The organism is Kribbella sp. WER1, from assembly GCF_054189145.1.
In genome coordinates, this window is record NZ_CM135186.1 from 1,974,479 (window position 1) to 1,999,522 (window position 25,044).

Consider the following 25,044-nt stretch of genomic DNA (forward strand, 5'->3'; position numbering starts at 1 on the left):
CGTCGGATTGTCTACTGTCGGATTGTCGACGGGTCGGTGGGCGGCGGGGTCAGCTGCAGTGCGGCGAGCTGGGCGACCGCTTCGGCGTCGACCGGTACACCCCAGGCGCGGAAGAAGTCGCTCAGGTCGTGACCCGCCGTCCGGCTGCACAGGACGACCAGGTTGCGGAGGCGGAGTGCCTCGTCGGTGTAGTCGCCGGCGTACGGACGTTCCACCCGGACGAGCTTGTGCAGGTCCGGCCAGAAGTTGTTGCCGAAGGCAAGGCGCAGCTGCTCGAACAGGACGAGCTTCTCGTACGGGTCGAACGTCTTGCCGTAGTCGACACCCGGCGACCGCAGCTTGCCGGGTGCGCTCTGCCACGGGGTCAGGCCGGTCTTCGCGTCCGGCGCGTGCAGCCGCGGCTGCTGGCCGTACTTCGTCGCGAACACCGCGTTCACCGCGAGCGAGTAGATGTTGACCGTGACCTCGGTCAGCGAACTCGGCTTGTAGGTGATCTGCTGATGCTGGTGGCCGAGCTCGTGGTAGATGCCCCAGCCGCGCATCCGGAGCCCTTCGACGGTCAGCATCCGGTCCTGGATCGGCGGCGGGAACGACATGTGCCCGTGGGTCGCGTACGCGCCGACGCCGGTGATCGCCGACGGGTACCCGACGAAGTGGTACCGGTGCACCAGCCGCGCGTGCACCGGCGCGGAGCCGTCGTACCCGCTGGTCGCGTCCTCGATCCGGATCACGTCTTCGTACGTCGCGAGCAGGTCCGTGTGGTTCTCGGCCCGGTACGTGAGGGCCGACGCGCGCTCGACCGTGAGCATCGCGTGCGGGCTGACGAACTCGACGTACGGCGTGGTGCGCTCGTCGAGCTGGCGCTGGAAGTCGGCCTCGCCGGTGCAGCCGAGGACGAAGTACGGCATCGGCTCGGCCTGATCGCCGATCGTGACCTTGGCGCGGCCGGAGTCGCCGATCAGCTTCAGGTAGACGACGCCACCGCCCGCGTCCGTGACGGTGTTGCGGCCGGCCTGCAGCTGGTACTCGCGGGGCGACTTGAAGTCGGCGCGGGCGTCGACGTCCGGGGCACCGATCACCAGCGTCGGAACGAGTCCTTGGTGGACGACCACGTTGAGGGCGGTCGCGGCGGGCAGGTAGAAGCCGGTGGTGCGGAGCTCGCTGGCGCTCAGCGAGTCCTGGGTCCGGTCGAGCTCGGTCGTCCGCGCGGACGGGAGCGCGTCGATCGTGATCGTGTTGCTTGTCGTACTGGTGGCGGTCTGGGCATGCGCGACCGCGGGTACGGCGGCCAGCGCGAGTCCGGCACCGGTCGCCTGGAGAACACGTCGCCTGGTGAACTGCGTGGGGCGGGCGTGCGGCATCATCGAACAACCTCCTGGTTGAACTTGCCAGCACCCGGCGACCCGGCCGGCCCTGGTGGCCGGCCCCGGTTGCTTGCGAAAACTTGTGAAGGCTTACCGGCAGGAAACGCTGTGCGTAGCGCCGCGGGTGCCACCCACGGCGACGTCGATCACCAGCTCCTTGCCGGAAGCAACAACAGTCACGGCCGGGTCCTTGGCGACCACGTCTCCCACCCGCCGCCCGACAGTCACCCGAACCACCTGCGCGGTCCGGCTCGGATCCGACACGGCAACGGTCGTCACCGGCCCGTCCTTCCCGACGACCACGGAGGCGGGGCAGTCACTCGCCACCCGGGCGCCGGCGCCGGAGACGGAACCCGCTGCCCAGAAGTTCGCCAGTACCAGGTTCTCGCGGTGGGAGACGACTGCCTGGACTGTCGGATTGTTGACAAGGACGGTCAGCCCGGTGTCGACCGACCGCTCGGCCGTCTGCCGGGCGGTCGCGTTGGGCAACAGGACGTACGCGTACGACCCGGCATCCGTCCCATGCTCCAGGACGAGCTTGGCGTACCGCCGGGTGTACGGCGTCGTCGACCCGGCAGTGTCGTTCCCGATGTTGATCTCCGACCAGGAACCGGTCCTGTCCTCCCGCTCGACCCGCAACTGGCCGCCCGCGGGGAACACGTACCCGCCGACCCCCTCGAGATGTGCCCACCGCGGATCGCCGTACGTCTGATCGACAGCCGCGCGCCCGTCGACCGACAGCGCCGCCGTCCCGTTTTCGTGGACATTCCGATTGTCGACAATCGTCTCCACCGGATAGCCGTCGGTCCCGACGATCCCGGCGCCGAGCGCGACGACCGAGTCCCGCAGGCAGAACCACGACTTCCGCGCCTGCAAGCTCTTGTCGTAGTTGATCAGGTGCATCCCGACCGCCCCCGCGACGTCCTTGTACGAGGCGCCGCCGACCCAGTCCGCATACGCCGCCACGGTCCCCGTACCGCTGCCGCTCCCACCCGGCTGCCGCGGTTTCGTGCTGACGGTGGTCCCGGGCATCCGCTGCGCGTCGACGGTCGGCCAGTACGCGTCGTAGTACTGCGACTGGTCGGCGTTGTACAGGTACGTCATGCCGTCGCCGACGTACCACCCGCGGAGGTTCTCGCCGTTGCCCCACTCGTATCGCGCCATCCGCTTCGAGGACATCGCGATCGCGAACGTCCAGCCCGGCCGGCGGTGCACCACGCGATCCTGGTTGTAGAACTGGTAGTGCCGCGGTACGGCCGGTGCGGGTGTCACCGCGCCGTCCGCGAGCAGCGCCTTCGCCCGCGAGATCTCCGGGATCGACGCACCGGGCAGGTAGTCGCCGAGCCGGTCGCGGGTGATCCAGCTCTTCGCGAGCGCCCGGTACCGCGAGGCGTACGGCTCCGCGACGCCGCTCGCGAGCAGCAGGACGGTCGACGTGGTGCCGTGGCCGTTGCGGTGGTCGCCGGCGGCCTCGCGGGAGATCGCGCGGCCGGAGACGCAGTCCATCATCAGCCCGTCGGCCATGAACGGCGCGAAGCTCGCGTCGACCGCGTCCAGCAGGACGGCGCGGTTCGGGTCGGTGATCTCCCAACTGGAGCCGCCGAGCAGCGCGATCAGGTTCGCGACACCGCCGAGCGCGACGTTGCCGTACGTCCCGACGTACGCCAGGTTGCCGTGCTGGACGAAAGAGCCGTCGCGGTAGAACCCGTCGCCGCTGGTGACGTAGGTGAAGACCGAGTTCTTCCCGGACTCGGCGACGTCGCTGAGCGCGTCGCGGGCTGTCGACAAGCTGCCGGCCGACTGTCCGACGATGCCGCGGAGCGCGACGATCAGCGCCTTGTCGACCCGGTTCGCGCCGGTCTCCCGCAGCGAGGGCGAGTTGGTCCGGCGGTTCGGGTCGGGGACGAAGTGGTCGACGGCCGCCACGTACTTCGCGAGCTGCTCGGCGGACAGCACGTCGTACGCGAGGATGCAGGTGTCGAGGACGGCCCGCGGGGCGCCGATCTCCCAGAACCACCAGTTCCCGGTCTCCTTGAGCGTCTCGTTGAACGACCGCGCGTTCAGGAAGTCGAGCGCTCCACCGAGCAACTCGCCGGCGTTGTCCGGCATTCCGGTCCCGGGTGTCGCCCGGGCCAGCGCGATCGTCTTCAGACGGGTGTAGCTGATCGAGAAGTTCCCGCTCGACGGGCTGAGCGGCAGGTCCGCCCACAGCGCCGTCCGATTGTTGTCGACAATCAGACTGTCGACAAACTGCCGCGCCTGCTCGCCGAGCTTCGTGAGCGCACTCGTGTACGCCGGATCGGCGGCGTCGATCGCCCCGCCGGTGTTCAGCTCGGCCCACCGGGCCCGTAGGACGTCGAACTCGTCCTCCGCGAACGCCCGGGCGGGCAGCCCGAGCGCACTCAGCGCTCCGGCGGCGAGCCCGGTCTGCAACAACAGCCGACGACGGATGAAGGGCGGCATCGCGGACTCCTCGACGAGTAGTAAACGCTTACCGCCAAGCCTGCCGCGTGCTCGTAACAGTCGTCAACAGGTGACTGTGATCAGTTCTGATCATTTCAGCTCCGTGACCCCCGGCCGTCACAGAGCACGCGCGGAGCACGCGCGGAGCACGCGCGGAGCACGCGCGGAGCACGCGCGGAGCACGCGCGGAGCACGCGCGGAGCACGCGCGGAGCACGCGCCGTGGACGGGCCGTTGACGGGCCGTTGACGGGCCGTTGACGGGCGGAGGGGTCAGGGCAGCAGGTCGCGGACCACCGCGTCTGCCAGCAGCCGCCCGCGATCGGTCAGCACCAGCCGCCCGTCGGTCAGTACGGCGAGCCCGTCCGCGACCACCTGACCGACCACCGCCCGCCCGGCCGCGTCGAGGACGTCGAGCGGCAGCCCCGCCGACAACCGCACCTCGAGCAGCACCCGCTCGACCCGCCGGGTCTCCGCGTCCAGCGTCTCCCGTGCGTACGCCGGACTCTCGCCGGCCGCGATCCGCTCGGCGTACGCGCTCGGATGCTTCACGTTCCACCACCGCACCCCACCGACGTGACTGTGCGCGCCCGGCCCGATCCCCCACCAGGTGTCGCCGCGCCAGTACAGCTCGTTGTGCCGGCAGCGCGCCGCCGTACTCCGCGCCCAGTTCGACACCTCGTACCACCCCAGGCCCGCGGCGGACAGCAACGAGTCGGCGAGCACGTACTTGTCCGCGAGGTCGTCGTCGTCCGGCATCGGCAGCTCACCGCGCCGGATCCGCCGGGCGAGCTGGGTCCCGTCCTCGACGATCAGCGCGTACGCGCTCACGTGATCGGGCTGCGCCGACAACGCCGACTCGAGCGACGCCCGCCAGTCCTCCAGCGACTCACCGGGGGTGCCGTAGATCAGGTCGAGGTTCACATGCTCGAAGCCGGCCGCGGTCGCTTCCCGAGCAGCCTCCAGCGCCCGGCCCGGACTGTGCTGCCGGTCGAGGATCTTCAGAACGTGGGACGCCGAGCTCTGCATCCCGAAGCTGACCCGGTTGAACCCGGCCGCCAGCAACGCCTCGAGGTACGCCGGATCCACCGACTCCGGGTTCGCCTCGGTCGTCACCTCCGCGTCCGGCGCGAGCCCGAACTCGTCCCGGACCGCCGCCAGCATCTTGCCGAGATCCGCGGCCGGCAGCAGCGTCGGCGTACCGCCCCCGAAGAACACGGTGTCCACCGGCCGGTCCAGGTCGCCCAGCACCTTCCGCGCCAGCCGCACCTCGGCGACCGCGGTGTCGGCGTACGACGCCTGTGATCCGCCGCCGCCCAGCTCGCGGGCCGTGTAGGTGTTGAAGTCGCAGTAGCCGCACCGTGACGCACAGAACGGCACGTGCAGGTAGAAACCGAACGGCCGCCCGGCGGCCTCCTGGACAGCAGCATCCGGCAACGCCCCGTCCCGGGGCGCAACCTCCCCCTCGGGCAATGTCGACGGCACCCGCCCATCCTACGGAACGGTTTCGAGACCGGATTTCCGTCGTTTCGCACCTCACACACCGTCCGGCAGTCGTTACATTCGGTTCATGGACACCGAGGCTCACCCCGTCGGACGTGCCACCCGGAACGCGGTCGTGGTGGCGATCATGCTCGGAATGTTGCTCGCGGCCCTCGATCAGACGATCGTGGCGACCGCGCTGCCGACCATCGTCAGCGACCTCGGCGGGGCGAACCACCTGTCCTGGGTGGTGACCTCGTACCTGCTCGCCGAGACGATCATGACCGCGCTGATCGGGAAGTTCGGCGACCTGTACGGGCGCAAGCCGATGTTCCTGCTCAGCGTCGTGCTGTTCCTGGCCGGGTCCGCGCTCTGCGGGATGTCGCACTCGATGCTCTGGCTGGTCGGGTCCCGGGCGGTCCAGGGCCTCGGCGCGGGCGGCCTGATGGTCACCGCGATGGCCGTGATCGCGGACGTCGTACCGCTCAGCGAGCGCGGCCGGTACCAGGGCGTGATGGGTTCGGTGTTCGGGGTGTCGACGGTCGCCGGGCCGCTGCTCGGCGGGCTGTTCGTCGACCACCTGAGCTGGCGGTGGGCGTTCTACGTGAACCTGCCGCTCGGCATCATCGTGCTGATCGTTGCCTCGATCACCCTTCCGTCGGTGAAGGCCGCGGTCGGGCCGAAGATCGACTACCTCGGCATCCTGTTCATCGGGATCGCCGCGACCGGGCTGACGCTGGTCACCACCTGGGGCGGGAACGAGTACGCCTGGACCTCGCCGGTGATCATCGCGATGGCGGTCGGCTCGGTGCTCGCACTCGGGTTGTTCGTGCTGGCCGAGCGACGGGCGGCCGAGCCACTGCTGCCGTTGCGGTTGTTCCGCTCGCCGGTGTTCACGGTGTGCTCGATCATGAGCTTCATCATCGGGTTCGCGATGCTCGGCGGCGTCACGTACCTGCCGACGTACCTGCAGTTCGTGCACGGCGCCTCGGCGACCGAGTCCGGGCTGCAGATGCTGCCGCTGGTGGTCGGGCTGCTGGTCGCGTCGGTGACAGTCGGGCAGATCATCAGCAAGACCGGCCGGTACCGGCTGTTCCCGATCTTCGGCACGATCCTGATCGGCGTCGGGCTGTACCTGCTCTCGCTGCTGGACAACAGCACGTCGTACGTCGAGACCGCCGGGTTCATGGTGGTCCTCGGGCTCGGCGTCGGCGCGTGCATGCCGGTACCGACCGTCGTCGTACAGAGCACCGTCGACTACTCGGACCTCGGCGTCGCGACCTCCGGCGTCAGCTTCCTGCGCACAATGGGCAGTTCCTTCGGGGTCGCGGTGTTCGGGTCGATCTACGCGCACCAGCTGCCCGAGAAGCTCGGCGTTGCGGTACAGACCGCGCAGGTCGACCCGCGGGTGGCGGCGACCGTGGAGGGCGTCCGCGGACTGCCCGACGCGGCGCGAAAGGTGATCACCGCGGCGTACGCCGACTCGCTGCACGTGGTGTTCCTGTGGGCGGTGCCGGTGGCCGGGCTGGGCTTCCTCACCGCGCTGCTGCTGAAGGAGGTCCCGCTCCGCGACACCGCCCGGATGGCCGCGTCCGACGTCGGCGAGAACTTCGCGGCACCGGCCTCGTTCGACTCCGAGCACGAACTCCAGAAGCTGGCGGCGCTCGTCGTACGGCATCACAAGCGCAACCCCGCGCCGGAGGTGCTGGCCCAGTCCGGTATCCCGTTGAGCTCCGCGCAGACCTGGCTGATCATGCGCGTCTTCCGCGGCGGCGCCGAGTCCGGCTCCGCGACCCTCGCCGAGATGACCGGCGACCTGCGGATGCCGCCCGGCGTACTCGAGCCGCTGGCCACCCAACTGGTTGCCGACGGCTACTTGTCGGAGACGCTCGGCCACTACCGCTTCACCACCCTCGGGCTGGAGATGTTCCAGCGCTTCGTCGGCGCCTTCCGGGTCTGGATGCTCGACCACCTCGCCGACTGGGACCCGGAGAACTCCGAGGCCTTCTCCACCGCCGTGGACCGGATCGCCGAGCAGATGATCGACCAGGGCCAGTCGCTGACCACCGGCCGGCACGCCCTCGCCACCGCCTGACCGACTCGCGCGCGATGCGCAGATCAGGCTTCCGAAGCAGCACGTCTGGTCATCGCGCGCACGAAACAGGCTCAACTTGCGCGAGATGAGCAGGATTTGGCTACAGTGCTGCGCGGAACGCTAGACAGCGCGTGGTTCGCGCAGTAGCGTGCTCGGCACAGTCTTCAGCCAGTTGCAGGTGATGGGGGTACGGCAGTCAGTTGCCGTCCGGGTGCCGGGGCCGGGTGAACCCCGCCGCCGCGTGCCCGCCTGCCTCGAAGGAAATCCCAGCGCGAAGGAGTACCCACATGAGGACGATGCGGTTCGCCCGTGTTATCGCCTCGGTCGCGGTCATCGGTCTGGCCGCCGGCGCCTGTTCCGGCACGAACGACGACGGGGCGGGCGGCTCGTCCGGCACCGAGTTCAGCTACCGGCTGCCGGACCGTTTCAAGGCCTGGCTCGACGACCTGAACTGGCTGCCGGAACTGGAGAAACAATCCGGCGTGAAAGTACAGACCATCGACGGCGGTCCCGAGGACGGCTATTTCCAGCAGCTCGACCTGGCACTCAGCTCGGGCAAGGTGCAGGACGCCGTGATCGCGAACATCTCGCAGACCGAGGTGTACGGCCAGCAGGGCGCGTTCCAGGACCTCGCCCCGCTGATCGACAAGGACGCGCCGAACCTGAAGAAGTACATCGACGCGAACCCGAAGTACAAGCAGCTGATCACCGCCAAGGACGGCAAGATCTACGGTCTTCCGACCGAGTCGCCGCGGATCTCCCCGGTCACCTTCTACCGCTCCGACATGCTGAAGGCCGCCGGGATCACCAAGCCGCCGACCACGACGGCGGAGCTGACCGACGCGCTGCGGACGCTGAAGAAGCACTACGCCAGCACCAAGAACTACTTCCCGCTCACCGGCCGGGACGCCTTCCTGCGCTGGGCCTACGTGTACGACGCGGCCTTCCGCGCGGACGCCAACGGCACCGTGCACGGCATCGCCGACGACAAGCTCGGCAACACCGACCTGCTGTCACCGGGCTTCAAGGACATGATCACCTGGTACCACCAGCTGTACACCGAGGGCCTGGTGGACCCCGAGTGGATCGCCGGTGCGAACACCGAGGACAGCTGGCAGACCAAGATCCTGACCGGCCGCGCCAGCGTCTCCGACGACTTCTTCACCCGGCCGAGCTGGTTCCTGGAGAACGGCGGCCCGAAGAACGACCCGAAGTTCGCCGTCGACGTGATGCCGGCGTTCAAGACCACGACCGGTGCCCAGGGCAAGGTCCCGGCGAACCCGCGGTGGAACCTGAACCGGGTGTTCGCGGTCAGCTCGTCGGCGAAGAACGCGGACGCGATCATGAAGTTCATCGACAACCTGTACTCCGAGAAGGGCGAGACGACCATGCACTACGGCGTCGAAGGGACGTCGTACAAGCTGGCCGGCGGCAAGCCGGAGTACACGCTGGACTTCGCGGTCGAGGGCAACAAGCCGGCCGGCACCAAGGCGTGGAACTTCCTCCAGGACCGGCTCACCTTCCCGGCTCCGGTGGACAACCAGGCGTACTACCAGTGGATGGACAAGAAGACCAAGTCCTTCGCCGGGCAGTACTTCAACACGTACCTGACCGACACACCTGTCATCAAGTACGACGCCGACCAGCTGAAGAAGCGCACCGACCTGCTGGCCGCGGTGGAGCCGTTCGTGCTCGCCGAACTGACCAAGTTCGTCAACGGCAAGCGGCCGATGAGCGAATGGGACCAGTTCGTCGGCGACGCGAAGCAGAAGGGCTACCAGCAGCTGAACGACATCGAGAACGCCGCCTGGTCCGCGACGAGCAAGTGAGTCTCTGATGGCCACCACTGAACTGACCCGCTCATCCTCCCGGCCGGCCGCTGCCCAGCGGCCGGCCGGGGGCCGCGGCAAGCTGGCCAAGCTCGGCCGGTCCCTGCGCCGCGACAAGTTGCTGTACCTGATCCTCGTCCCGGGCCTGATCCACCTGGTGCTGTTCAAGTTCGCGCCGGTCGGCGCGCTGGTGATCGCGTTCCAGCAGTACAGCCCGTTCCAGGGCATCAGCGGGAGCAAGTGGGTCGGCTTCGACCAGTTCCACCGGTTCCTTACCGACCCTGGCGTACTGAAGCTGGTGAAGAACACGGTGCTGCTTGCCTTCGGCACCTTGTTGTTCTCGTTCCCGATCCCGATCGTGTTCGCGCTGTTCCTGAACGAGGTCCGCACCAAGTGGCTGAAGAAGTCGGTGCAGACGCTCAGCTTCGTGCCGTACTTCATCTCGTCCGCGGTGCTGGTGAGCATCCTCTACACCTTGCTGTCGCCGCAGGGCGGCCTGGTGAACAAGGTGATCGAGGCCTTCGGCGGACACTCGATCTTCTTCTTCGCCGAACCCGGCTGGTTCCGGCCGCTGTACATCGGCATGAACGTCTGGCAGACCTTCGGATACGGGACGATCATCTACATCGCGGCGATGGCCGGTATCAGCCCGGCGCTCTACGAGGCCGCCGAGATCGACGGCGCCGGCCGCTGGAAGCAGATGCTGCACGTCACACTGCCGTCGATCCGGCCGATGATGATCGTGATGCTGATCCTGGCGATCGGGCAGGTGCTGACGGTCGACCTGGACAAGATCCTGCTGATGTACAACCCGAGCGTGTACGAGACCGCGGACGTGGTGCAGACCTACGTCTACCGGCAGGCGTTCGCGTCCCGCGGGTTCCCCAACTACAGCTACGGCGCGGCGGTCGGCCTGATCCAGGGCGTGATCGCGCTGGTGATGGTCGTGACGGCCAACCGGGCCGCCAAAAAGGTCAACGATTCGGGGCTGTTCTAGATGGCTGTCACTTCCCAGCGGTCCCGGTTCAGCGCGTTCGGCGTGGTCAACACTACGATCCTGGTGATCATCGCGCTGTTGTGCATCTATCCGTTCGTCTACATCCTCTCGGTGTCGCTGTCCGACGGCCGGTTCGTTGCCGCCGGCCACGTGTTCGGCTGGCCGAAAGGGCTGAACATCGAGACCTACCGGTACGTCCTGAGCACGCCCCGGCTCGGGATCCTGCGCGGCGTGCTGAACTCCGCCTGGTACACGGCTGCCGGTACGGCGTTCTCGGTGGTGATCACGTTCCTCACCGGGTACGCGCTGTCGAAGAAGCGGCTCGTCGGCGCGGGCGTGATCATGATGGGCTTCATCGTCACGTGGATCTTCGACGCGGGCATCGTGCCGGCGTACATCGTCAACCAGAAGCTCGGCTTCGTCGACAACTGGCTGGTGATGGTGATCCCGTGGGGGTTCAGCACGTTCCTGCTGATCGTCACGATCTCGTTCCTGCGGACGATCCCGGACGAGCTCGAGGAATCCGCGTTCGTTGACGGCGCCAACGACCTGCAGGTGATGTGGCGGATCTACCTGCCGCTGTCGCGCCCGGTGATCGCCACCGTCGCGATCTTCTACGCGGTGCAGATCTGGAACTCGTTCCTGATCCCGCTGATCTACTTCCGGGACCGGTCGCTGGCCCCGATCCAGCTGGTGCTGTACAACCTGCTGATCGCCGGTGACGCGGACGCCGCGTCGTTCCAGCAGATCCAGTCGCACGGGCACGAGATCTACCCGGTGAACATCCAGGCCGCCACGATGGTGTTCGCGATCGTCCCGATCCTGTGCTTCTACCCGTGGGCGCAGCGGTACTTCAGCAAGGGCATCCTGACCGGCGCGGTGAAGGGATGACCAGGGTCAACTCCGGCGTCGCGGCGATCTGTGACTGGATCGCCCGCCTCGCCTGGCTGAACCTGCTCTGGCTCGGGGCGACGCTGGCCGGCGGCATCGTCGTCGGCGCGTTCCCCGCCACGGCCGCGACGTACGCCGTCCTCCGCCGTTGGCTGACCGATCCGGACAGCCGGGAGCAGCGCACCACCCGGCTGTTCTGGGCTGAGGTCCGCGCGGACCTGCTCCGCGCGAACCTCCTCGGGTACGCCGTGCTGTTCGTCGGCCTGCTGCTCGTCGCGGACGGGATGATCGCCCGCGGACAGGGCGGGCCGGTCGGGCAGGTGCTGTTCGCGCTCGCGGTCGCGGCCGGGGCGATGGTCGTCGTCACCGTCGTACATCTGCCGTACTTCTACGTACGGGACCGCGGACCGGCGCGGGCCACGGTCCGGACGGCGTGGTGGTACGCGTTGTCGCATCCGTTCAGTACGTTCCTGATCGTCGCGGTCGCCGTGGTGCTGTCGTTCGTGATGGGCCGGTACCCCGCGCTGGCCGTATTCTTCGGTGTCAGCGTGGTGGGTGGATTGACGGTGTTCCTCGACGAGCGGGGGTTCAGGTCCGCGTGAGCAGACTGCCTGGGGAGGAGCGGCGGGCCGACATCGTCCGGCGGGCGCACAGCGTCGGCATCGGGACGGTCGCCGAGCTCGCCGCGGCCTACCGGGTCGCGACGTCGACGATCCGCCGCGACCTGGCCGAGTTGACCCGCGCGGGCGAGCTGGCCCGCACGTACGGCGGGGCGATCCCGGTGCTGACGTCGCACGAGGCGTCGATGAAACAACGGCTGGGCGAGGCGTTCGAGGCCAAGCGCGCGATCGCGCACCGGGCCGCCGCGGACATCGCTCCGGGTGAGACCGTACTGCTCGATGCCGGGTCGACGGTCGGCGCGCTGGCGCACGAGCTGCGGGACAGCGAAGGCGTGACGGTGGTGACCACGAGCCTGGACGCGATGATGATCCTCGCGGACTCGCCGCAGGTCCACGTCGAGTGCCTCGGCGGGACGTTGCGGCACGTGAGCCACGGGCTGGTCGGCCCACTGACCGAGATCGCCCTGGAACGGATGACGTTCGACCGGGTCTTCCTCGGCGGCGACGGCGTCTCGGCCGTCGACGGGATCTGTGAGGCCGATCTCCGGCAGACCCGGATGAAAGAGGTCATGGCCGCGCAGTCGGCGAAGACATACGTACTGGCGCATGCCGCCAAGCTCGGGCACCGGCCGTTCCACGCGTGGGCCCCGCTCCCGAACGGCTGGACCCTGATCACCGACGAGTCCGCCGATCCGGCCGTCGTCGCCGACTTCCGCCACCACGGCGTCGACGTACAACTCGCCCCTCCGCTCCGCTGACTCCGCCGGGGTTGTCCCCTGGTGTGGACGGTTCTTCCTCTCTTTCAAGGTGGGAGAACCGGTCACACCAGGGGACAACCTGTGCTGCGGTCAGGCCGCGGTGGTGCCGGCGGTGGCGCGGGAGAGTTCGGCTGCTTGGCGGAGGGCCTCGATCATGCTGTCGACGGTGACCGTGCCCTTGCCGGCGATGTCGAAGGCGGTGCCGTGGTCGACGGACGTACGGATCACCGGCAGGCCGACGGTGATGTTCACGCCGGTCTCGATGCCGAGGACCTTCACCGGGCCGTGGCCCTGGTCGTGGTACATCGCCACGATCAGGTCGTAGTCGCCCCGTCCTGCCAGGAAGAACGCGGTGTCGGCCGGCAGCGGGCCGCGGGCGTCGATGCCGTCCGCGCGGACCGCCTCGATCGCGGGCTCGATCTTCTCGGCCTCCTCGCCGTACCCGAAGAGGCCGTTCTCGCCGGCGTGCGGGTTGATCGCGCAGACCCCGATCTTCGGCTCGGCGACCCCGGAGCTCAGCATCGCGGTGTGGCCGCGGCGGATCGTCCGCTCGACCAGCCCGGGCTCGATCTTCGCGACCGCGTCGATCAGGCCGATGTGGGTGGTCACGTGGATCACCTTCACCTTCGGCGTCGACAGCATCATCGACACCTCGGGGGTGCCGGTCAGCTCGGCGAGGAGTTCGGTGTGGCCCGGGTACAGGTGGCCGCCGGCGTGCAGCGCCTCCTTGTTCAGCGGCGCCGTACAGATCGCCGACACCTGACCGCGCTGGGCGAGCTCGGACGCGACCCGGATGTAGTGGTACGCCGCATCGCCCGCGACCGCGCTGACCGCACCCCACGGCAGGTCCGCGGGCAGCAGCGCGAGGTCGACGACGTTGATCCGGCCGGGCGTGAACACCGCGTCCGCGACGTCCTCGACCGGTACGACGTCCGCGTCGACGCCGAGGATCGTGGCCGCCTGGCGGAGCCGTTCCGCGTCGCCGATCACGATCGGCCGGCACAGCGCGGCGACGTCGGGGGCGAGCAGCGCGCCGACACACACTTCCGGACCGACACCGGCGCCGTCGCCCATGGTGACGGCGATCCGGGGTAGTTCCTGAGGGGCTGAGGTAGTCACGATGTGGTGGCCTTCCGGACGGAGAACGGGCGGAGTACGGCGTGGATCTCGGCGAACGACGAACGCTCCCCGAAACTCCCGGGACGAGTGACCACCGGCCGCCCGTCCCCGGTGCGGGACAGCACCGCGCCGTGATGAATCTCGTCGACAACATCAAGCTGCTCGACCCCGAGCACCTCCAGCACGGTCCGCGCGGTATGCCCACCGGTCAGCACCAGCGCGGCCTGCCCGTTGCCATCAGCAAGCACCTCCCGAGCAGCCGCCCCCAGAGCAAGCGCAACCGCAGCAGGTTCGTAAGACCCACCAGGCGCCTTCAACACCACAGTCCCGCCTTGGGCCAACACTCCCCCGAGCCGAGCAACCTCCACCGACGAATTCGGGGTGATGGTGACTTCTTCCAGCTCGGCTTGTTCTTGGAGGGTTGTTAGTTGGTGTTGGGCTATCGGTTCGGCGGTGCCTACGACGTAGAGGATGCCGGTGGCTTCGAGGGGGGTGGTGGGCGTGGTGCAACTGGTGGTGAGGCGGCGGGCGAGGGCTGCGGCCAGGCCGCCGGCGCCTGCGTAGCGGACGCCGGGGAGGTGCCAGGTGGCGTCGAGCAGGCGGTCGAGGTCTTCGTCGGTGGAGGCGTCGGCGATGGTGATGCCGGACGGGAGGGTGTCGTGCAGGTTGATCGGGGTGCCGCCGGGGATCAGCAGGTGGCCGTCGACGACGTGGCGGCCGGCGGCCGGAAGCGCGGGCGTGAGGACGATCGGGTGGTTCGCGGGGTCGAGCGCGCGCAGGTGCGCCGTGTAGTTGCCGCGCAGCATCGAGTCGAGCTTGGTGAACAGCGGTACGCCGGTTCTCTCGAGCGCCTGGCGCGCACGGCGCTCGGCCTCCTCCGCCGGCAGGTTGCGGGTGTCCAGATCGATCACCGTCAGCCCGTCACCCGGACGTCCGGAGTGCAGCTGCAGCGACGTCCCCGCCGGGCTGACGTGCCGGAACAGCGCGGCGGTCTCGGCGGCACCGGTCAGGTCGTCGGCGTGGACGACCAACGCGGTCATCGGGAGGACTCGCGCGGCACGACCACCAGCTCGCGCCCTGCCCGGCGGAACTCGGCGACCACGTCGGCGTCCGCGTCCGCATCGGTCACGATCGTGAACGGCCCGTCGAGCCGCGCCCAGGAACGGAACGGCCGGTGGTTCAGCTTCGCCGCGTGCACCAGCACATACACAGTGCTCGCGCGTCGCGCCATCAGCTCCTTCAACCGCGTCTGCTCGAGCTCCGCCTCGCACAGCCCGCCGTCGCTCGTCACCCCGTCGGCGCCGAGGAACGCCGCGTCGAAGCTCATCCGGTCCAGCGCCGCCTCGGTCAGCGGACCCACGAACGCGTCACTCATCGCCCGCAACCGCCCACCGAGACAGTGCGTGGTGATGTCGTCGCGCCCCTGCACATGACCGAGCACCGGAATGCTCGCCGTCGTCACGGTCAGGTTCGCATCGGTCGGCAGCTCCCGCGCGACCAGCGCCACGGTCGTCCCGGCGTCCAGCAGCACCGAACTCCCCGGCTCGATCTGCGCCGCGGCCCACCGGGCGATCGCCCGTTTCGCGGCGTGCGCCTCGGTGTCGCGCTGCGACAGCGACAGCTCGGTCCAGCTCGGTACGGCGATCGCGCCGCCGTACGTCCGGGCCAGCCGGCCGCTCTCGCTGAGCCGCGCGAGGTCGCGCCGGATCGTCGAGGCGGTCACGCCGAACCACTCGGCCAGCTGCTCGACGCTGGCCAGTCCGCTCTCGGTCGCGAGCCGGAGGATCTCCTCCCGCCGGTCCCGCGAACGCAGCGGCCTGACGACTTCCGTTGCGGTGCGGCCTGTCCTCGCGTCGACCATGGTGGACTCCTCTCCTCCGGTCAGGCCTCAGCGTAGCAAAGACTTGCGCGAAAGACGCTGCTAGAGTTGCGCGAAGAGCGCGACTTTCCGCCGATTCGAGGAGCTGACGTGACCACTCCGAGTGTCCGGGCCGACGGTGCCGTCCGGCCGAACGCCGCCGATCCCGATCTGTCCGAAGCCCTGATTCCTACCCCGTGCGCCGAGAATCACGCCTCGTTCCTGGCGTGGCTGCCGGACGGATCGCTGGGCTGCGCGTGGTTCGGCGGCTCCACGGAGGGCCGTCCGGACATCTACATCTACTTCTCCCGGCTGCCGGCCGGCGCGGACAGCTGGACCCCGTCGGTGCGCGTTTCGCGCGACGACACCCGATCGGAGCAGAACCCGGTGCTCGCCGCCCTGCCGAACGGCGACCTCTGGGCGCTGTACACGTCCCAGGAGTACGGCTCGCAGGACACCGCGGTCGTCGTCCAGCAGCGGTCGACGGATCTCGGGGCGACCTGGAGCGAGCCGGAGACCCTGTTCGACACGGTCGGCACGTTCATCCGGCAGGGCGTCGTGCAGCTGGGTGACAAGCACTGGCTGCTGCCCGTCTTCCACTGCCACCAGCTGCCCGGGCGGCAGTGGCACGGCGACGCGGACACCAGCGCGGTGGCGATCACCGAGAACGGCGGGGCGTCCTGGTCCGAGGTCGACGTCCCGGACAGTACCGGCGCCGTGCACATGTGCATCGTTGCCCTGGACAACGGCGAGCTGGCCGGGTTCTTCCGCAGCCGGTGGGCGGACGCGGTGTACCGGTCGACGTCCACCGACGAGGGCCGGACGTGGACGGTGCCGACGGCGCTCGACGTACCGAACAACAACTCGTCGATCCAGGTCGCGAACGCGCACGACGGCGTACTGCTGATGGTGGCGAACCCGGTGGCCGCGCCCGCGCAGGCGGCGCTCGGTGACGCGTCGCTGGAGCGCTCGGACAAGGACAAGGCCGTCGCGCCGGGCGAGGCGGTGCCGCTGGATCGGCATGCGGTGTGGGGACAGCCGCGGCTGCCGCTGAGCCTGCTGAGTTCGCGGGACGGCGGCGTGACCTGGACGCGGGTCCTCGACCTGGAGAACGAGGGCACCCTCGGCCCGGAGCGCGACCTGCCGCGCAAGCGCAGCGGGGCCGAGATGTCGTACCCGACCGTCGTGGTCGACGAGGCGGGCGACGCGCACATCTCGTACTCCTACTACCGGGACGCGATCAAGTACGTTCGCGTGCCGCGGGGGAAGTTCGCATGAGCAGGCCCGTGAATGGGGTACTGCCGCCGATCGTCCTCGGGACGATGACCTTCGGCGACACCGTCGACGCCGGCGGAGCGGCCGAGATGCTGGACGCCGCGCTCGGTCTGGGCGTGACCGCGATCGACACCGCGAACGGGTACGCCGGCGGCGCGAGCGAGACGCTGCTCGGCGACCTGCTGCGGGACCGCCGCGACCAGGTCGTGCTGGCCACCAAGGCGGGCATCCCGCACCCGGACGCGGACGGCGCGGCGCCGCTGTCGCGGGACGGCGTACGGCGGTGTCTCGACGCGAGCCTGCGCCGGTTGCGGACCGAGAACGTCGACCTGTTCTACCTGCACCAGCCGGACCGTACGACGCCGTTGGCCGAGACCGTCGGCGTGATCGGCGAGCTGCTTGCCGAGGGCAAGATCTCCGCCTGGGGCGTGTCGAACTACGCGGCCTGGCAGATCGTCGAGCTGCGCCGGATCGCCGACGCCGCGGGGGTCGCGCGGCCGGTGGTCGCGCAGCAGCTCTACAACCTGCTGGCCCGGCGGATCGAGGAGGAGTACGTCGAGTCAGCGGTCACCAACGAGCTCGCGACCGTCGTCTACAACCCGCTCGGCGGCGGGCTACTCACCGGGCGGCACACGTTCGGGGAACGCCCGGAGCACGGGCGGTTCGGCGACTCGCGGGTGGCCGCGATGTACACCGACCGCTACTGGAACCAGGACCTGTTCACGGCCGTCGAGGAACTCGGCAAGCTCGCGGACGCCGAGGGAATCACGCTCGCCGAACTGTCGATGCGCTGGGTCGCCGCGCGGCCGGGCGTCGACTCGGTACTGATCGGCGGGTCCCGGACCGAGCACCTGCGCAGCAACATCGCGGCGCTCCGCGCGGGACCGCTGCCGACGTCCGTCCTCGACGCCTGCGACGCGGTCGGCGCCCGGCTGCGCGGGCCGATGCCGTCGTACAACCGATAAAGGAGAATCTGTGAACGCGAAGAACTTCGCCGACCGGCTGCGGTCCCGGGAGCAGCTCGTCGGGTACTGGGTGGTGCTGGATGCGCCGATCGCGACCGAGCGGATCGCCCGGATCGGGTACGACTACGTGGCGCTCGACGGGCAGCACGGGTTGCTCGGGTACCAGGGCCTGCTCAGCGGGCTGATGGCGGTGGACGCGGGCGCGGCGCTCGGGACGGGCGCTGTCGGTATGGTCCGCGTCGAGGCGAACGACGCGACGCCGATCGGCCGCGCGCTGGACGCCGGCGCCGCCGGGGTGATCGTGCCGCTGGTGGACTCCGCCGAGGACGCGGCGCGCGCGGTGGCGGCGGCCCGGTACCCGGCCGCGGGCATCCGTTCGTACGGCCCGATGCGGTCCGGTCTGCGGATCGGCCCGGTCCCCGGCGAGGCGGACGCGGCCACCGTCGTACTGGCGATGATCGAGACGCCGCAGGGCCTCGCGAACGTCGCGGAGATCTGCGCGACACCGGGCCTCGACGGGATCTACGTCGGTCCCTCCGACCTGTGCCTGGCCGTCGGCGGGCGCTTCCCGAACGACCCCGAGGTGGCCGAGGAGTTCGAGAACGCGCTCGCACTGATCTCGAAGACCGCCGGCGAGGCGGGAGTTGCCGCCGGCATCCACACACCGGACGGCGAGACCGCTCGTCGCCGACTGTGCGAGGGCTACACGTTCGCGACGGTCGCGTCCGACCTGACCCACCTCGAGGCGATCGCCACCAGCCACTTCAAGGCCGCGCGCTCCTCCTGATCTCAGAGGTTCGCGAGCCAGGACTCGAGGACCGTGAGTGTCTGCGAAGTGACGCCCTGGCGGGGATCGAGGCGTTCGAGCAACGTAGGCGCCGGGTGGTGGTGGTCGAGCCACTCGGCGTCCCGCGTCGTCAGTTCGTCGTCGAGCCAGGCGAACGGCCGATCCCCTGCCCAGGCCGCCAGTCCGCGCGTCTTCCAGTGCAGGCCCGACCGGTGGTCTTGAGGTTCCGGATCCGATTCCCAGCTCACGACCGCAAGCCGCGGCAGGCCCAGTCGTGGGCCGATTTCGGTGTTCGCGTCGTCGCCCCAGGTGGTCGCCCAGACGAGTTCGCACGGCAGCGCCGCGAGGCGAGGACCGACATCCGCGACCAGTCGTCCCACCGCGGGGTTGTCGCCGAACGGCAGCAGCGTCCCGTCGACGTCCAGATACACGATCGGACGGCCGCTGATCCTCATCCCCGGACTCCCCCCGTGTCTACAGCAAGTCCACCATGCCCGGGGGCCGCGCGTATGCTCACCGGCATGTTGAGCGATGGCGTGCGGACAGTCCTGGCCGGCGGGGTCGAACACTGGGTGCGGGTAGCGGGGGCCGGGAGCGGCGGTACGCCGTTGGTCCTGTTGCACGGCGGACCGGGTGAGAGTTCGTACGGCGTCGAGCGGTCGGTCGGCGACGCACTGGCCCGGGTCGCGCCGGTGGTGTTCTACGACCAGCGTGGATGTGGTCGGACGGCACGGCCGGCCGACGCGTCGACGTACACGATGGCGCAACTGGTCGCGGACCTGGACGACGTGCGTACGGCGTTGGGCGTCGAGCGGATCGTGCCGTGGGGCGTGTCGTTCGGCTGCCTGCTCGCCGCCGAGTACGCCGTTGCCCACAGCAACCATGTGGACCGGCTGGTGCTGCACGCCCCGCCGATCGTCGACCCGCTGCACCCGGGCCTGTGGACCATGCGCGCGGGTGCCGTCGACCCGCTCCTGACCCCGGACGAGCGAACCGCCTTGCGCGCCCAGCTCGCCGACGTGACCGCGCCGCTGGAACGGACGGTCACCGCGCTCGGCGCAATCGCCCAGAGCGCGAACGCGGCCGCGTTCTTCTACCACGACCCGTCGAACATCCCCGCCGACGACGACAACGCACCGCCACCCAACATGGAGGTGGCGATGGCGCTGGTCGGCAACGAACGCCCCGACCTCATCGACGACCTCGCCACCCTCGACGTCCCGGCACTGATCCTCGCCGGCCTCTGGGACCGCCAGGTCGGCTTCGACATCCCCCGCGACCTGGCCACCCGCCTCCCCAGCGCGACGCTGGAGATCTTCCAGCACTCCGCGCACTCCATCGACGAGGAAGAGCCGACCGCCTACGTCGAGTCGATCCGGAAGTTCCTGGCCGGCTGAGCGGTCACTCGTACATCTTGTCGAGGACGGCGGCGTACTCGGTTTCGACGTGTTTGCGTTTGAGTTTGAGGCTTGGGGTCATCTCGCCGGACTCGACGGTGAGGTCGCGGTCGAGGATGGTGAACTTCTTGATGGTCTCCCAGCGGTTCAGGCCGGCGTTCAGTTCGTCGACGTAACCCTGGACCATTGCGCGGGCGGCGTCGGAGGTGACGATCTCGGCGTACGACTTGCCGGCGAGGCCGTTCGACTCCGCCCAACCGGTGATCGCGTCGGGGTCGAGCGTGACGAGCGCGGAGACGAAGTTGCGCAGGTTGCCGTGCACGATGAACTGGCTCGCGTACGGGCAGATGGTCTTGAAGCGGCCCTCGATCACCTGCGGTGCGACGTACTTGCCGCCGGAGGTCTTGAAGAGGTCCTTCTTCCGGTCGGTGATGTAGAGGTACTCGTCCTCGAAGTGCCCGATGTCGCCGGTGTGGAACCAGCCGTCGTCGTCCAGTACTTCGGCGGTCTGCTCGGGCTGGTTGTGGTACCCGCTCATCACGCCGTCGCCCTTGATCAGGATCTCGCCGTCGTCGGCGATCTTGAACGACGTCCCGGGGAACGCCGGCCCGACGCTGCCGAGCCGGTACTGCACGGGCCGGTTCAGCGTCGAGCCCGCCGACGTCTCGGACAGCCCGTACCCCTCGAGGATCAGCAGCCCGGCCGCGTGGAACCACTCCGCCAGCGACTTGTCGAGCGCCGCCGACCCGGACACGAAGAACCGGATCCGGCCACCGAACCGGGCGCGGATCTTCGACAGCACCAGCTTGTCGGCCGCCGCGAACTGCGCCCCCAGCAGGCCTGACGGCTCCCGCCCGGCCTGCCGGAGCGCGGACACCTTCGCGCCGACCCCGAACGCCCAGTCGAACATCTTGGCCTTGGCGCCGCCCTCGGCCTGCATCATCGTCACGATCCGGGCGTGCGCCTTCTCGAAGATCCGCGGCGCGGCCGCCATGAACGTCGGCTGCACGATCGCCGCATTGTCGACAATCTTGTCGATCCGGCCGTCCACCGCGGTCGCGAAGCCGATCTGGCACTGGACCGCGACCAGCACCTGGCCGAACACGTGCGACAACGGCAGCCAGAGGAACTGCAGGTCGTCCGGCGACAGCACCCGCATGCCCTCGACCGCGGCGCCTTCGTACGTCCACACCGAGTGCGGCAGCCGGACGCCCTTCGGCCGGCCCGTCGTCCCCGAGGTGTAGATCAGTGTGCACAAGGTGTCCGGCGTGATGCCGGCAATCCGATCGTCGACAATCGACGGATGCTCGGCGAGGTACTCGTCGCCGAGCATGTCGAGCTGCCCGAGGCCGATCACCCAGTCGCCGTCGCTGTCCAGCGGCGCACCGTCCAGCAGCACGACCTTGCGCAGCGACGGCGTCTCGGACCGGTGCTCGCGGAGCTTGTCGACCTGCCCGGCGTCCTCGGCGAACACCACCTGCACGTCGGCGTCGGCCACGATGAACGCGACGTCCGCGGACATCGTCGACGGGTAGATCGTCGTCGTCGCGGCGGCGGCCAGGACGGCGGCCAGGTAGCACTCGATCCACTCGATCCGGGTGCTCGCGGCGATCCCGACCCGCTGCTCGGGTTCGACCCCGAGCGCGATCAGGCCCGCGGCCCGGCGCCGGGTCAGCGCCTCGGTCTCCCGCCAGGTCACCGACTTCCACTGCTCCCCGCGCGGGAACCGGAACGCCTCCCGCTCGGGTGTCGCCGCGACCCGGTCGAGGAACATCTGGGCCATGGTGTTCTTGCGGTTGCTGAGCAGTGCGAGCTGGCCGGGATCGGCGACAGACGTCATGACTGGCCTCCGTAGGGGGTCAAGTAAACCGGAGAGTAATAGCTATCCCCACGGGTGACCATGCCACTCGCTCGCTCACCTGAACCTTCTCCATTACGTTTCCGCAACAGACCCCTACGGTCAGTGGTGACCGCCTCACTGTCCGTCCGTCGCCGGTCAAGTCACCGGGCGGCGAGCAGTTCCGCGATCTGGACCGCGTTCAGCGCGGCGCCCTTGCGGAGGTTGTCGTTCGACACGAACAGCACGAGGCCGCGGTTACCCGGGACGGACTGGTCCTGCCGGATCCGGCCGACGTACGACGGGTCCTGGCCGGCCGCGAGCAGCGGGGTCGGGAGGTCCGCGAGCGCGACGCCCGGCGCGGCGCCGAGCAGCTCGGTGGCCTGCTCCGGGGTGATCGGCTCGGCGAACTCGGCGTGGATGCTCAGCGAGTGCCCGGTGAAGACCGGCACCCGGACGCAGGTACCGGCGACCGGCAGCTCCGGGAGGTGCAGGATCTTGCGGCTCTCGTTGCGGAGCTTCTGCTCCTCGTCGGTCTCACCGGTGCCGTCGGCAACGATCGACCCGGCGAGCGGGAGCACGTTGAAGGCGATCGGCCCTGCGTACACCTTGGGCTCCGGGAGCGTGATGCCGTCGGTCCCGCGGGCGAGCTGCCCGCCGGCCACGGCCAGCGCGCGGGCCTGGTCCTCGAGCTCGCTGACGCCGACGCCGCCGGAGCCGGAGACGGCCTGGTACGTCGAGACCACCAGGCGGGTCAGCCCGGCCGCGCGGTGCAGCGGGGCGAGCACCGGCATCGCGGCCATCGTGGTGCAGTTCGGGTTCGCGACGATGCCCTTGGGGAGGTCGTTCAGGTCCTCCGGGTTCACCTCGGAGACCACCAGCGGTACGTCGGGGTCCATCCGCCAGCCGGACGAGTTGTCGACCACCACCGCACCGGCCGCGGCGACCCGCGGGGCCAGCTCCTTGGACGCGGTCTTCCCGTTCGAGAACAGGGCCAGCTCGAGACCGGAGAAGTCCGCTGTCGCGGAGTCCTCGACGACGACCTCGCGGTCGCCGAACGGCAGCTTCGTCCCGGCCGACCGCGCCGAGGCGAAGAACCGCACCTCGTCGACCGGGAACGCGCGCTCGACCAGCAACTCGCGCATGACCCCGCCGACCTGACCTGTCGCACCGAACACACCTACTCGCATACGACCGAGAGTAGTAGGTGCCCGCAGCTCCCGCCCGCACGTTTCAGCGGGCGGACGCCCACCACCCACCAACCGCCACGCTGTCCATCGCGGACGCCCGCCACTCACCAACCGCGGCCGACCGCGCTGTCCGCGCGTGCCACGGGCGCGGTGCGCGCCCGGGCGCGCGGGTTGGTGAGTGGCTGGGGTCCGGACGCCAGGGCCATCACAATCGCTCGGGGGCGGGCCGGTGCACGCTCAGCTGCCGGCGAAGCGCGCGATTGTGATGGCCTGGCCGTCCGGCACCACTCGCCCCCAGACGGGCGGCGGCGATCAGGCGTCGGCGACCAGGGTGCCGCCGTTCGCGACGTCGGTCTTCTCGATCTCGGTGAAGACGATCCGGACGGCCTCGCGCTTGGCGCCGAGGATGGCGATCGCGGACTCGGTGACGGCTGCGACGAACTCGCGGCGCTGGTCGAGGGTGCGACCGGAGAGCAGTTCGACGGTGATGTTCGGCATAAGGCGGTTCTCCTGTAGGTCGTTGTCGGAACAGTGTTTCAGGACCGGGCCGCCGCCGGACGGGCGGTGACCTCGGGGTCGGTGTTCAGCGAGTCGACGAGCTCGTCGACGTCGCGGCGGTGCTCCGGCGCGAGCAGGCCGAGGCCGGCGTACACCACCAGAGAGGTTGCCAGCGGCAACGCGACGACCAGGGTCTGGTCGGTGGAGCCGACGCCGTACTTGACGATCGCCCAGGCGATCAGCCCGACCGCCCAGGACGCCAGCGCGGCCCGGGATCCGCTGCGCCGGAACCACGGCAGCAGCCCGAGCATCAACGGGATCGCGATCGGCCCCATGGTGGCCGCGACCAGGTCGACGACGATCTTCAGGACGACGCCCTCGCCGTTGGTGGCGATCGCGATCAGCATGCTCACGACGACGAACGTGAACGTCACGATCCGCGCCATCTTCAGCGTCGCGCGGTCGGTCAGTTGCCGGACCCGCGGTACCAGGACCGGCGCCAGGTCGCGGGTGATCACCGACGAGATCGCGTTCGCGTCGGACGCGACCATCGCCATCGTGTGCGAGAAGAACCCGGCGAGCACGAGCCCGATCAGACCGCTCGGCAGCAGCAGTTGCGACAACGCGACATACGACTGCTCCGGCTTGCCCGGGTGCACCAGCAGCGGCGCCGCGCACATCGGGATGAACAGGATCAGCGGCCAGACCAGCCACAGCACCGACGACAGCAAGGCGGACCGTTTGGCTTCGGAGCCGGACGGCGCGGCCATGTAGCGCTGCGCCAGGTTCCACATGCCGCCGTTGTACTCGAACGTCTTGATGAACAGGAACGCGATCAGGAAGACCGGCGTGTACGGCCCGTTGAGTGCGTGCCCGTGGCCGGCCGGCAGCTGGTCCCACATCTTCCACAGCGTCGGTACGCCGTCCAGGTGGTGCAGTACGCCGACGAACATCGCGATCCCGGCGCCGAACTGGATCACGAACTGCCCGAAGTCGGTGAGCACGTCGGCCCACAACCCGCCGAGCGTCGCGTACAGCATCGTCACCACACCGGTCAGCAGGATCCCCCACCGGATCGGTACGCCGGTGAACCCGTTCAGCAGGACGGCGATCGCGACCCACTTGGACGCGATGTCGACGACCTTCAGCGCGGCACCGGAGTACGCGAGCGCCTGCTGGGTCGGTAGGTTGTACCGCCGCGCGAGGTACTCCAGCGGCGACACGACGCCGTGTTTCGCGCGCAGCCGGTTCCAGCGCGCCGCGAACAGGAACGCGCCGATCCCGACGCCGATCCCGATCGTCATCGCCCACCAGACGTAGACGGTGATGCCGTACGAGTACGCGACGGCGGCGAACGCGACGAACATCACCGCGCTGTAGCCGGACATGTGGTGCGAGATGCCGGACAGCCACCAGGGGATCCGGCCTCCGGTCGTGAAGTAGTCGACGACGGTCTTGATCTTGGTGCGCGACCAGACCCCGATCAGCACCATCAGCACGAAGTAGCCGACCAGGACGGTCCAGTCCAGAGCGGTCATCGGGAATCCTCCCAGGGGCGTGGGGTGAGTCCTTGAGAGGTTCCATCGAACAGAACCTAGTGTCAAGACACGGAACTTGGAAC

Annotated in this window: 21 protein-coding genes; 10 read left to right on the forward strand and 11 right to left on the reverse strand. The window is 69.4% G+C overall.

What is annotated here, in order from left to right:
- Positions 1-11: 11 nt before the first annotated feature.
- The 3 genes from ACXJJ3_RS09610 to hemW all read right to left on the reverse strand — a co-directional run bounded on the left by ACXJJ3_RS09610 (position 12) and on the right by hemW (position 5,310).
- Complete coding sequence (locus tag ACXJJ3_RS09610) at positions 12-1,364, reverse strand: M60 family metallopeptidase (RefSeq protein ID WP_458169616.1); 1,353 nt, start codon at positions 1,362-1,364, stop codon at positions 12-14.
- A gap of 90 nt (positions 1,365-1,454) precedes the next feature.
- Positions 1,455-3,827: a polysaccharide lyase 8 family protein gene (locus ACXJJ3_RS09615; protein ID WP_458169617.1), complete on the reverse strand. Its 2,373-nt coding sequence runs from the start codon at positions 3,825-3,827 to the stop codon at positions 1,455-1,457.
- 271 nt (positions 3,828-4,098) lie between these two features.
- Entirely contained in the window at positions 4,099-5,310 is a 1,212-nt protein-coding gene (hemW, locus tag ACXJJ3_RS09620) for a radical SAM family heme chaperone HemW (RefSeq protein WP_458169618.1), read from the reverse strand.
- Positions 5,311-5,395: 85 nt separating this feature from the next.
- On the opposite strand from hemW, the gene ACXJJ3_RS09625 reads away from it, so the two are divergent.
- The 6 genes from ACXJJ3_RS09625 (at position 5,396) to ACXJJ3_RS09650 (ending at position 12,497) form a co-directional block, all read left to right on the forward strand.
- Positions 5,396-7,402 (forward strand): DHA2 family efflux MFS transporter permease subunit, encoded by a 2,007-nt coding sequence (locus ACXJJ3_RS09625; RefSeq protein WP_458169619.1) that lies wholly within the window; start codon positions 5,396-5,398, stop codon positions 7,400-7,402.
- Between the two features lie 287 nt (positions 7,403-7,689).
- Positions 7,690-9,231: a hypothetical protein gene (locus ACXJJ3_RS09630; protein WP_458169620.1), complete on the forward strand. Its 1,542-nt coding sequence runs from the start codon at positions 7,690-7,692 to the stop codon at positions 9,229-9,231.
- A 7-nt stretch (positions 9,232-9,238) separates the two neighbouring features.
- Positions 9,239-10,228: an ABC transporter permease gene (locus ACXJJ3_RS09635; RefSeq protein ID WP_458169621.1), complete on the forward strand. Its 990-nt coding sequence runs from the start codon at positions 9,239-9,241 to the stop codon at positions 10,226-10,228.
- Positions 10,229-11,119: a carbohydrate ABC transporter permease gene (locus ACXJJ3_RS09640; RefSeq protein WP_458169622.1), complete on the forward strand. Its 891-nt coding sequence runs from the start codon at positions 10,229-10,231 to the stop codon at positions 11,117-11,119.
- Positions 11,116-11,721: a YesL family protein gene (locus ACXJJ3_RS09645; RefSeq protein WP_458169623.1), complete on the forward strand. Its 606-nt coding sequence runs from the start codon at positions 11,116-11,118 to the stop codon at positions 11,719-11,721. The genes ACXJJ3_RS09640 and ACXJJ3_RS09645 overlap by 4 nt, the downstream gene beginning before the upstream one ends.
- Positions 11,718-12,497 (forward strand): DeoR/GlpR family DNA-binding transcription regulator, encoded by a 780-nt coding sequence (locus ACXJJ3_RS09650; RefSeq protein WP_458169624.1) that lies wholly within the window; start codon positions 11,718-11,720, stop codon positions 12,495-12,497. Before ACXJJ3_RS09645 ends, ACXJJ3_RS09650 begins: the two co-directional genes overlap by 4 nt.
- A 90-nt stretch (positions 12,498-12,587) precedes the next feature.
- Here the strand turns inward: ACXJJ3_RS09650 and pdxA are convergent, their stop codons facing one another.
- Genes pdxA through ACXJJ3_RS09665 form a run of 3 tightly spaced genes read right to left on the reverse strand, consistent with a single transcriptional unit; the run spans position 12,588 to position 15,477 of the window.
- Positions 12,588-13,616, reverse strand: coding sequence for a 4-hydroxythreonine-4-phosphate dehydrogenase PdxA (gene pdxA, locus ACXJJ3_RS09655; protein ID WP_458169625.1), 1,029 nt, complete (start codon positions 13,614-13,616; stop codon positions 12,588-12,590).
- Positions 13,613-14,656 (reverse strand): four-carbon acid sugar kinase family protein, encoded by a 1,044-nt coding sequence (locus ACXJJ3_RS09660; RefSeq protein ID WP_458169626.1) that lies wholly within the window; start codon positions 14,654-14,656, stop codon positions 13,613-13,615. The genes pdxA and ACXJJ3_RS09660 overlap by 4 nt, the downstream gene beginning before the upstream one ends.
- Entirely contained in the window at positions 14,653-15,477 is an 825-nt protein-coding gene (locus tag ACXJJ3_RS09665) for a DeoR/GlpR family DNA-binding transcription regulator (RefSeq protein ID WP_458169627.1), read from the reverse strand. Before ACXJJ3_RS09665 ends, ACXJJ3_RS09660 begins: the two co-directional genes overlap by 4 nt.
- A 108-nt stretch (positions 15,478-15,585) precedes the next feature.
- On the opposite strand from ACXJJ3_RS09665, the gene ACXJJ3_RS09670 reads away from it, so the two are divergent.
- The 3 genes from ACXJJ3_RS09670 to ACXJJ3_RS09680 are packed head-to-tail and all read left to right on the forward strand — an operon-like array spanning position 15,586 to position 18,501.
- Complete coding sequence (locus tag ACXJJ3_RS09670; RefSeq protein WP_458169628.1) at positions 15,586-16,752, forward strand: sialidase family protein; 1,167 nt, start codon at positions 15,586-15,588, stop codon at positions 16,750-16,752.
- Positions 16,749-17,714, forward strand: a complete 966-nt coding sequence (locus tag ACXJJ3_RS09675) for an aldo/keto reductase (RefSeq protein WP_458169629.1) — start codon at positions 16,749-16,751, stop codon at positions 17,712-17,714. The genes ACXJJ3_RS09670 and ACXJJ3_RS09675 overlap by 4 nt, the downstream gene beginning before the upstream one ends.
- A 10-nt stretch (positions 17,715-17,724) precedes the next feature.
- Positions 17,725-18,501 carry an HpcH/HpaI aldolase family protein gene (locus tag ACXJJ3_RS09680; protein WP_458169630.1) on the forward strand — a complete coding sequence of 259 codons (777 nt, stop codon included), beginning with the start codon at positions 17,725-17,727 and terminating at the stop codon, positions 18,499-18,501.
- Between the two features lie 2 nt (positions 18,502-18,503).
- Here ACXJJ3_RS09680 and ACXJJ3_RS09685 read toward each other — a convergent pair whose 3' ends face one another.
- Positions 18,504-18,956: an HAD domain-containing protein gene (locus ACXJJ3_RS09685; protein ID WP_458169631.1), complete on the reverse strand. Its 453-nt coding sequence runs from the start codon at positions 18,954-18,956 to the stop codon at positions 18,504-18,506.
- 66 nt (positions 18,957-19,022) lie between these two features.
- Between ACXJJ3_RS09685 and ACXJJ3_RS09690 the strand changes: the two genes are divergently transcribed.
- On the forward strand, positions 19,023-19,898 hold the full coding sequence (locus tag ACXJJ3_RS09690) for an alpha/beta fold hydrolase (RefSeq protein ID WP_458169632.1): 876 nt from the start codon (positions 19,023-19,025) through the stop codon (positions 19,896-19,898).
- A 4-nt stretch (positions 19,899-19,902) separates the two neighbouring features.
- Here ACXJJ3_RS09690 and ACXJJ3_RS09695 read toward each other — a convergent pair whose 3' ends face one another.
- The 4 genes from ACXJJ3_RS09695 to ACXJJ3_RS09710 form a co-directional block, all read right to left on the reverse strand.
- Positions 19,903-21,738, reverse strand: coding sequence for an AMP-dependent synthetase/ligase (locus ACXJJ3_RS09695; RefSeq protein ID WP_458169633.1), 1,836 nt, complete (start codon positions 21,736-21,738; stop codon positions 19,903-19,905).
- A 161-nt stretch (positions 21,739-21,899) separates the two neighbouring features.
- On the reverse strand, positions 21,900-22,925 hold the full coding sequence (locus ACXJJ3_RS09700; protein ID WP_458169634.1) for an aspartate-semialdehyde dehydrogenase: 1,026 nt from the start codon (positions 22,923-22,925) through the stop codon (positions 21,900-21,902).
- 312 nt (positions 22,926-23,237) lie between these two features.
- Positions 23,238-23,423, reverse strand: coding sequence for a tautomerase family protein (locus tag ACXJJ3_RS09705; protein WP_458169635.1), 186 nt, complete (start codon positions 23,421-23,423; stop codon positions 23,238-23,240).
- Positions 23,424-23,461: 38 nt separating this feature from the next.
- A complete protein-coding gene (locus ACXJJ3_RS09710; RefSeq protein WP_458169636.1) occupies positions 23,462-24,961 on the reverse strand; it encodes a sodium:solute symporter family protein in 1,500 nt (499 codons plus the stop codon).
- Positions 24,962-25,044 lie beyond the last annotated feature (83 nt).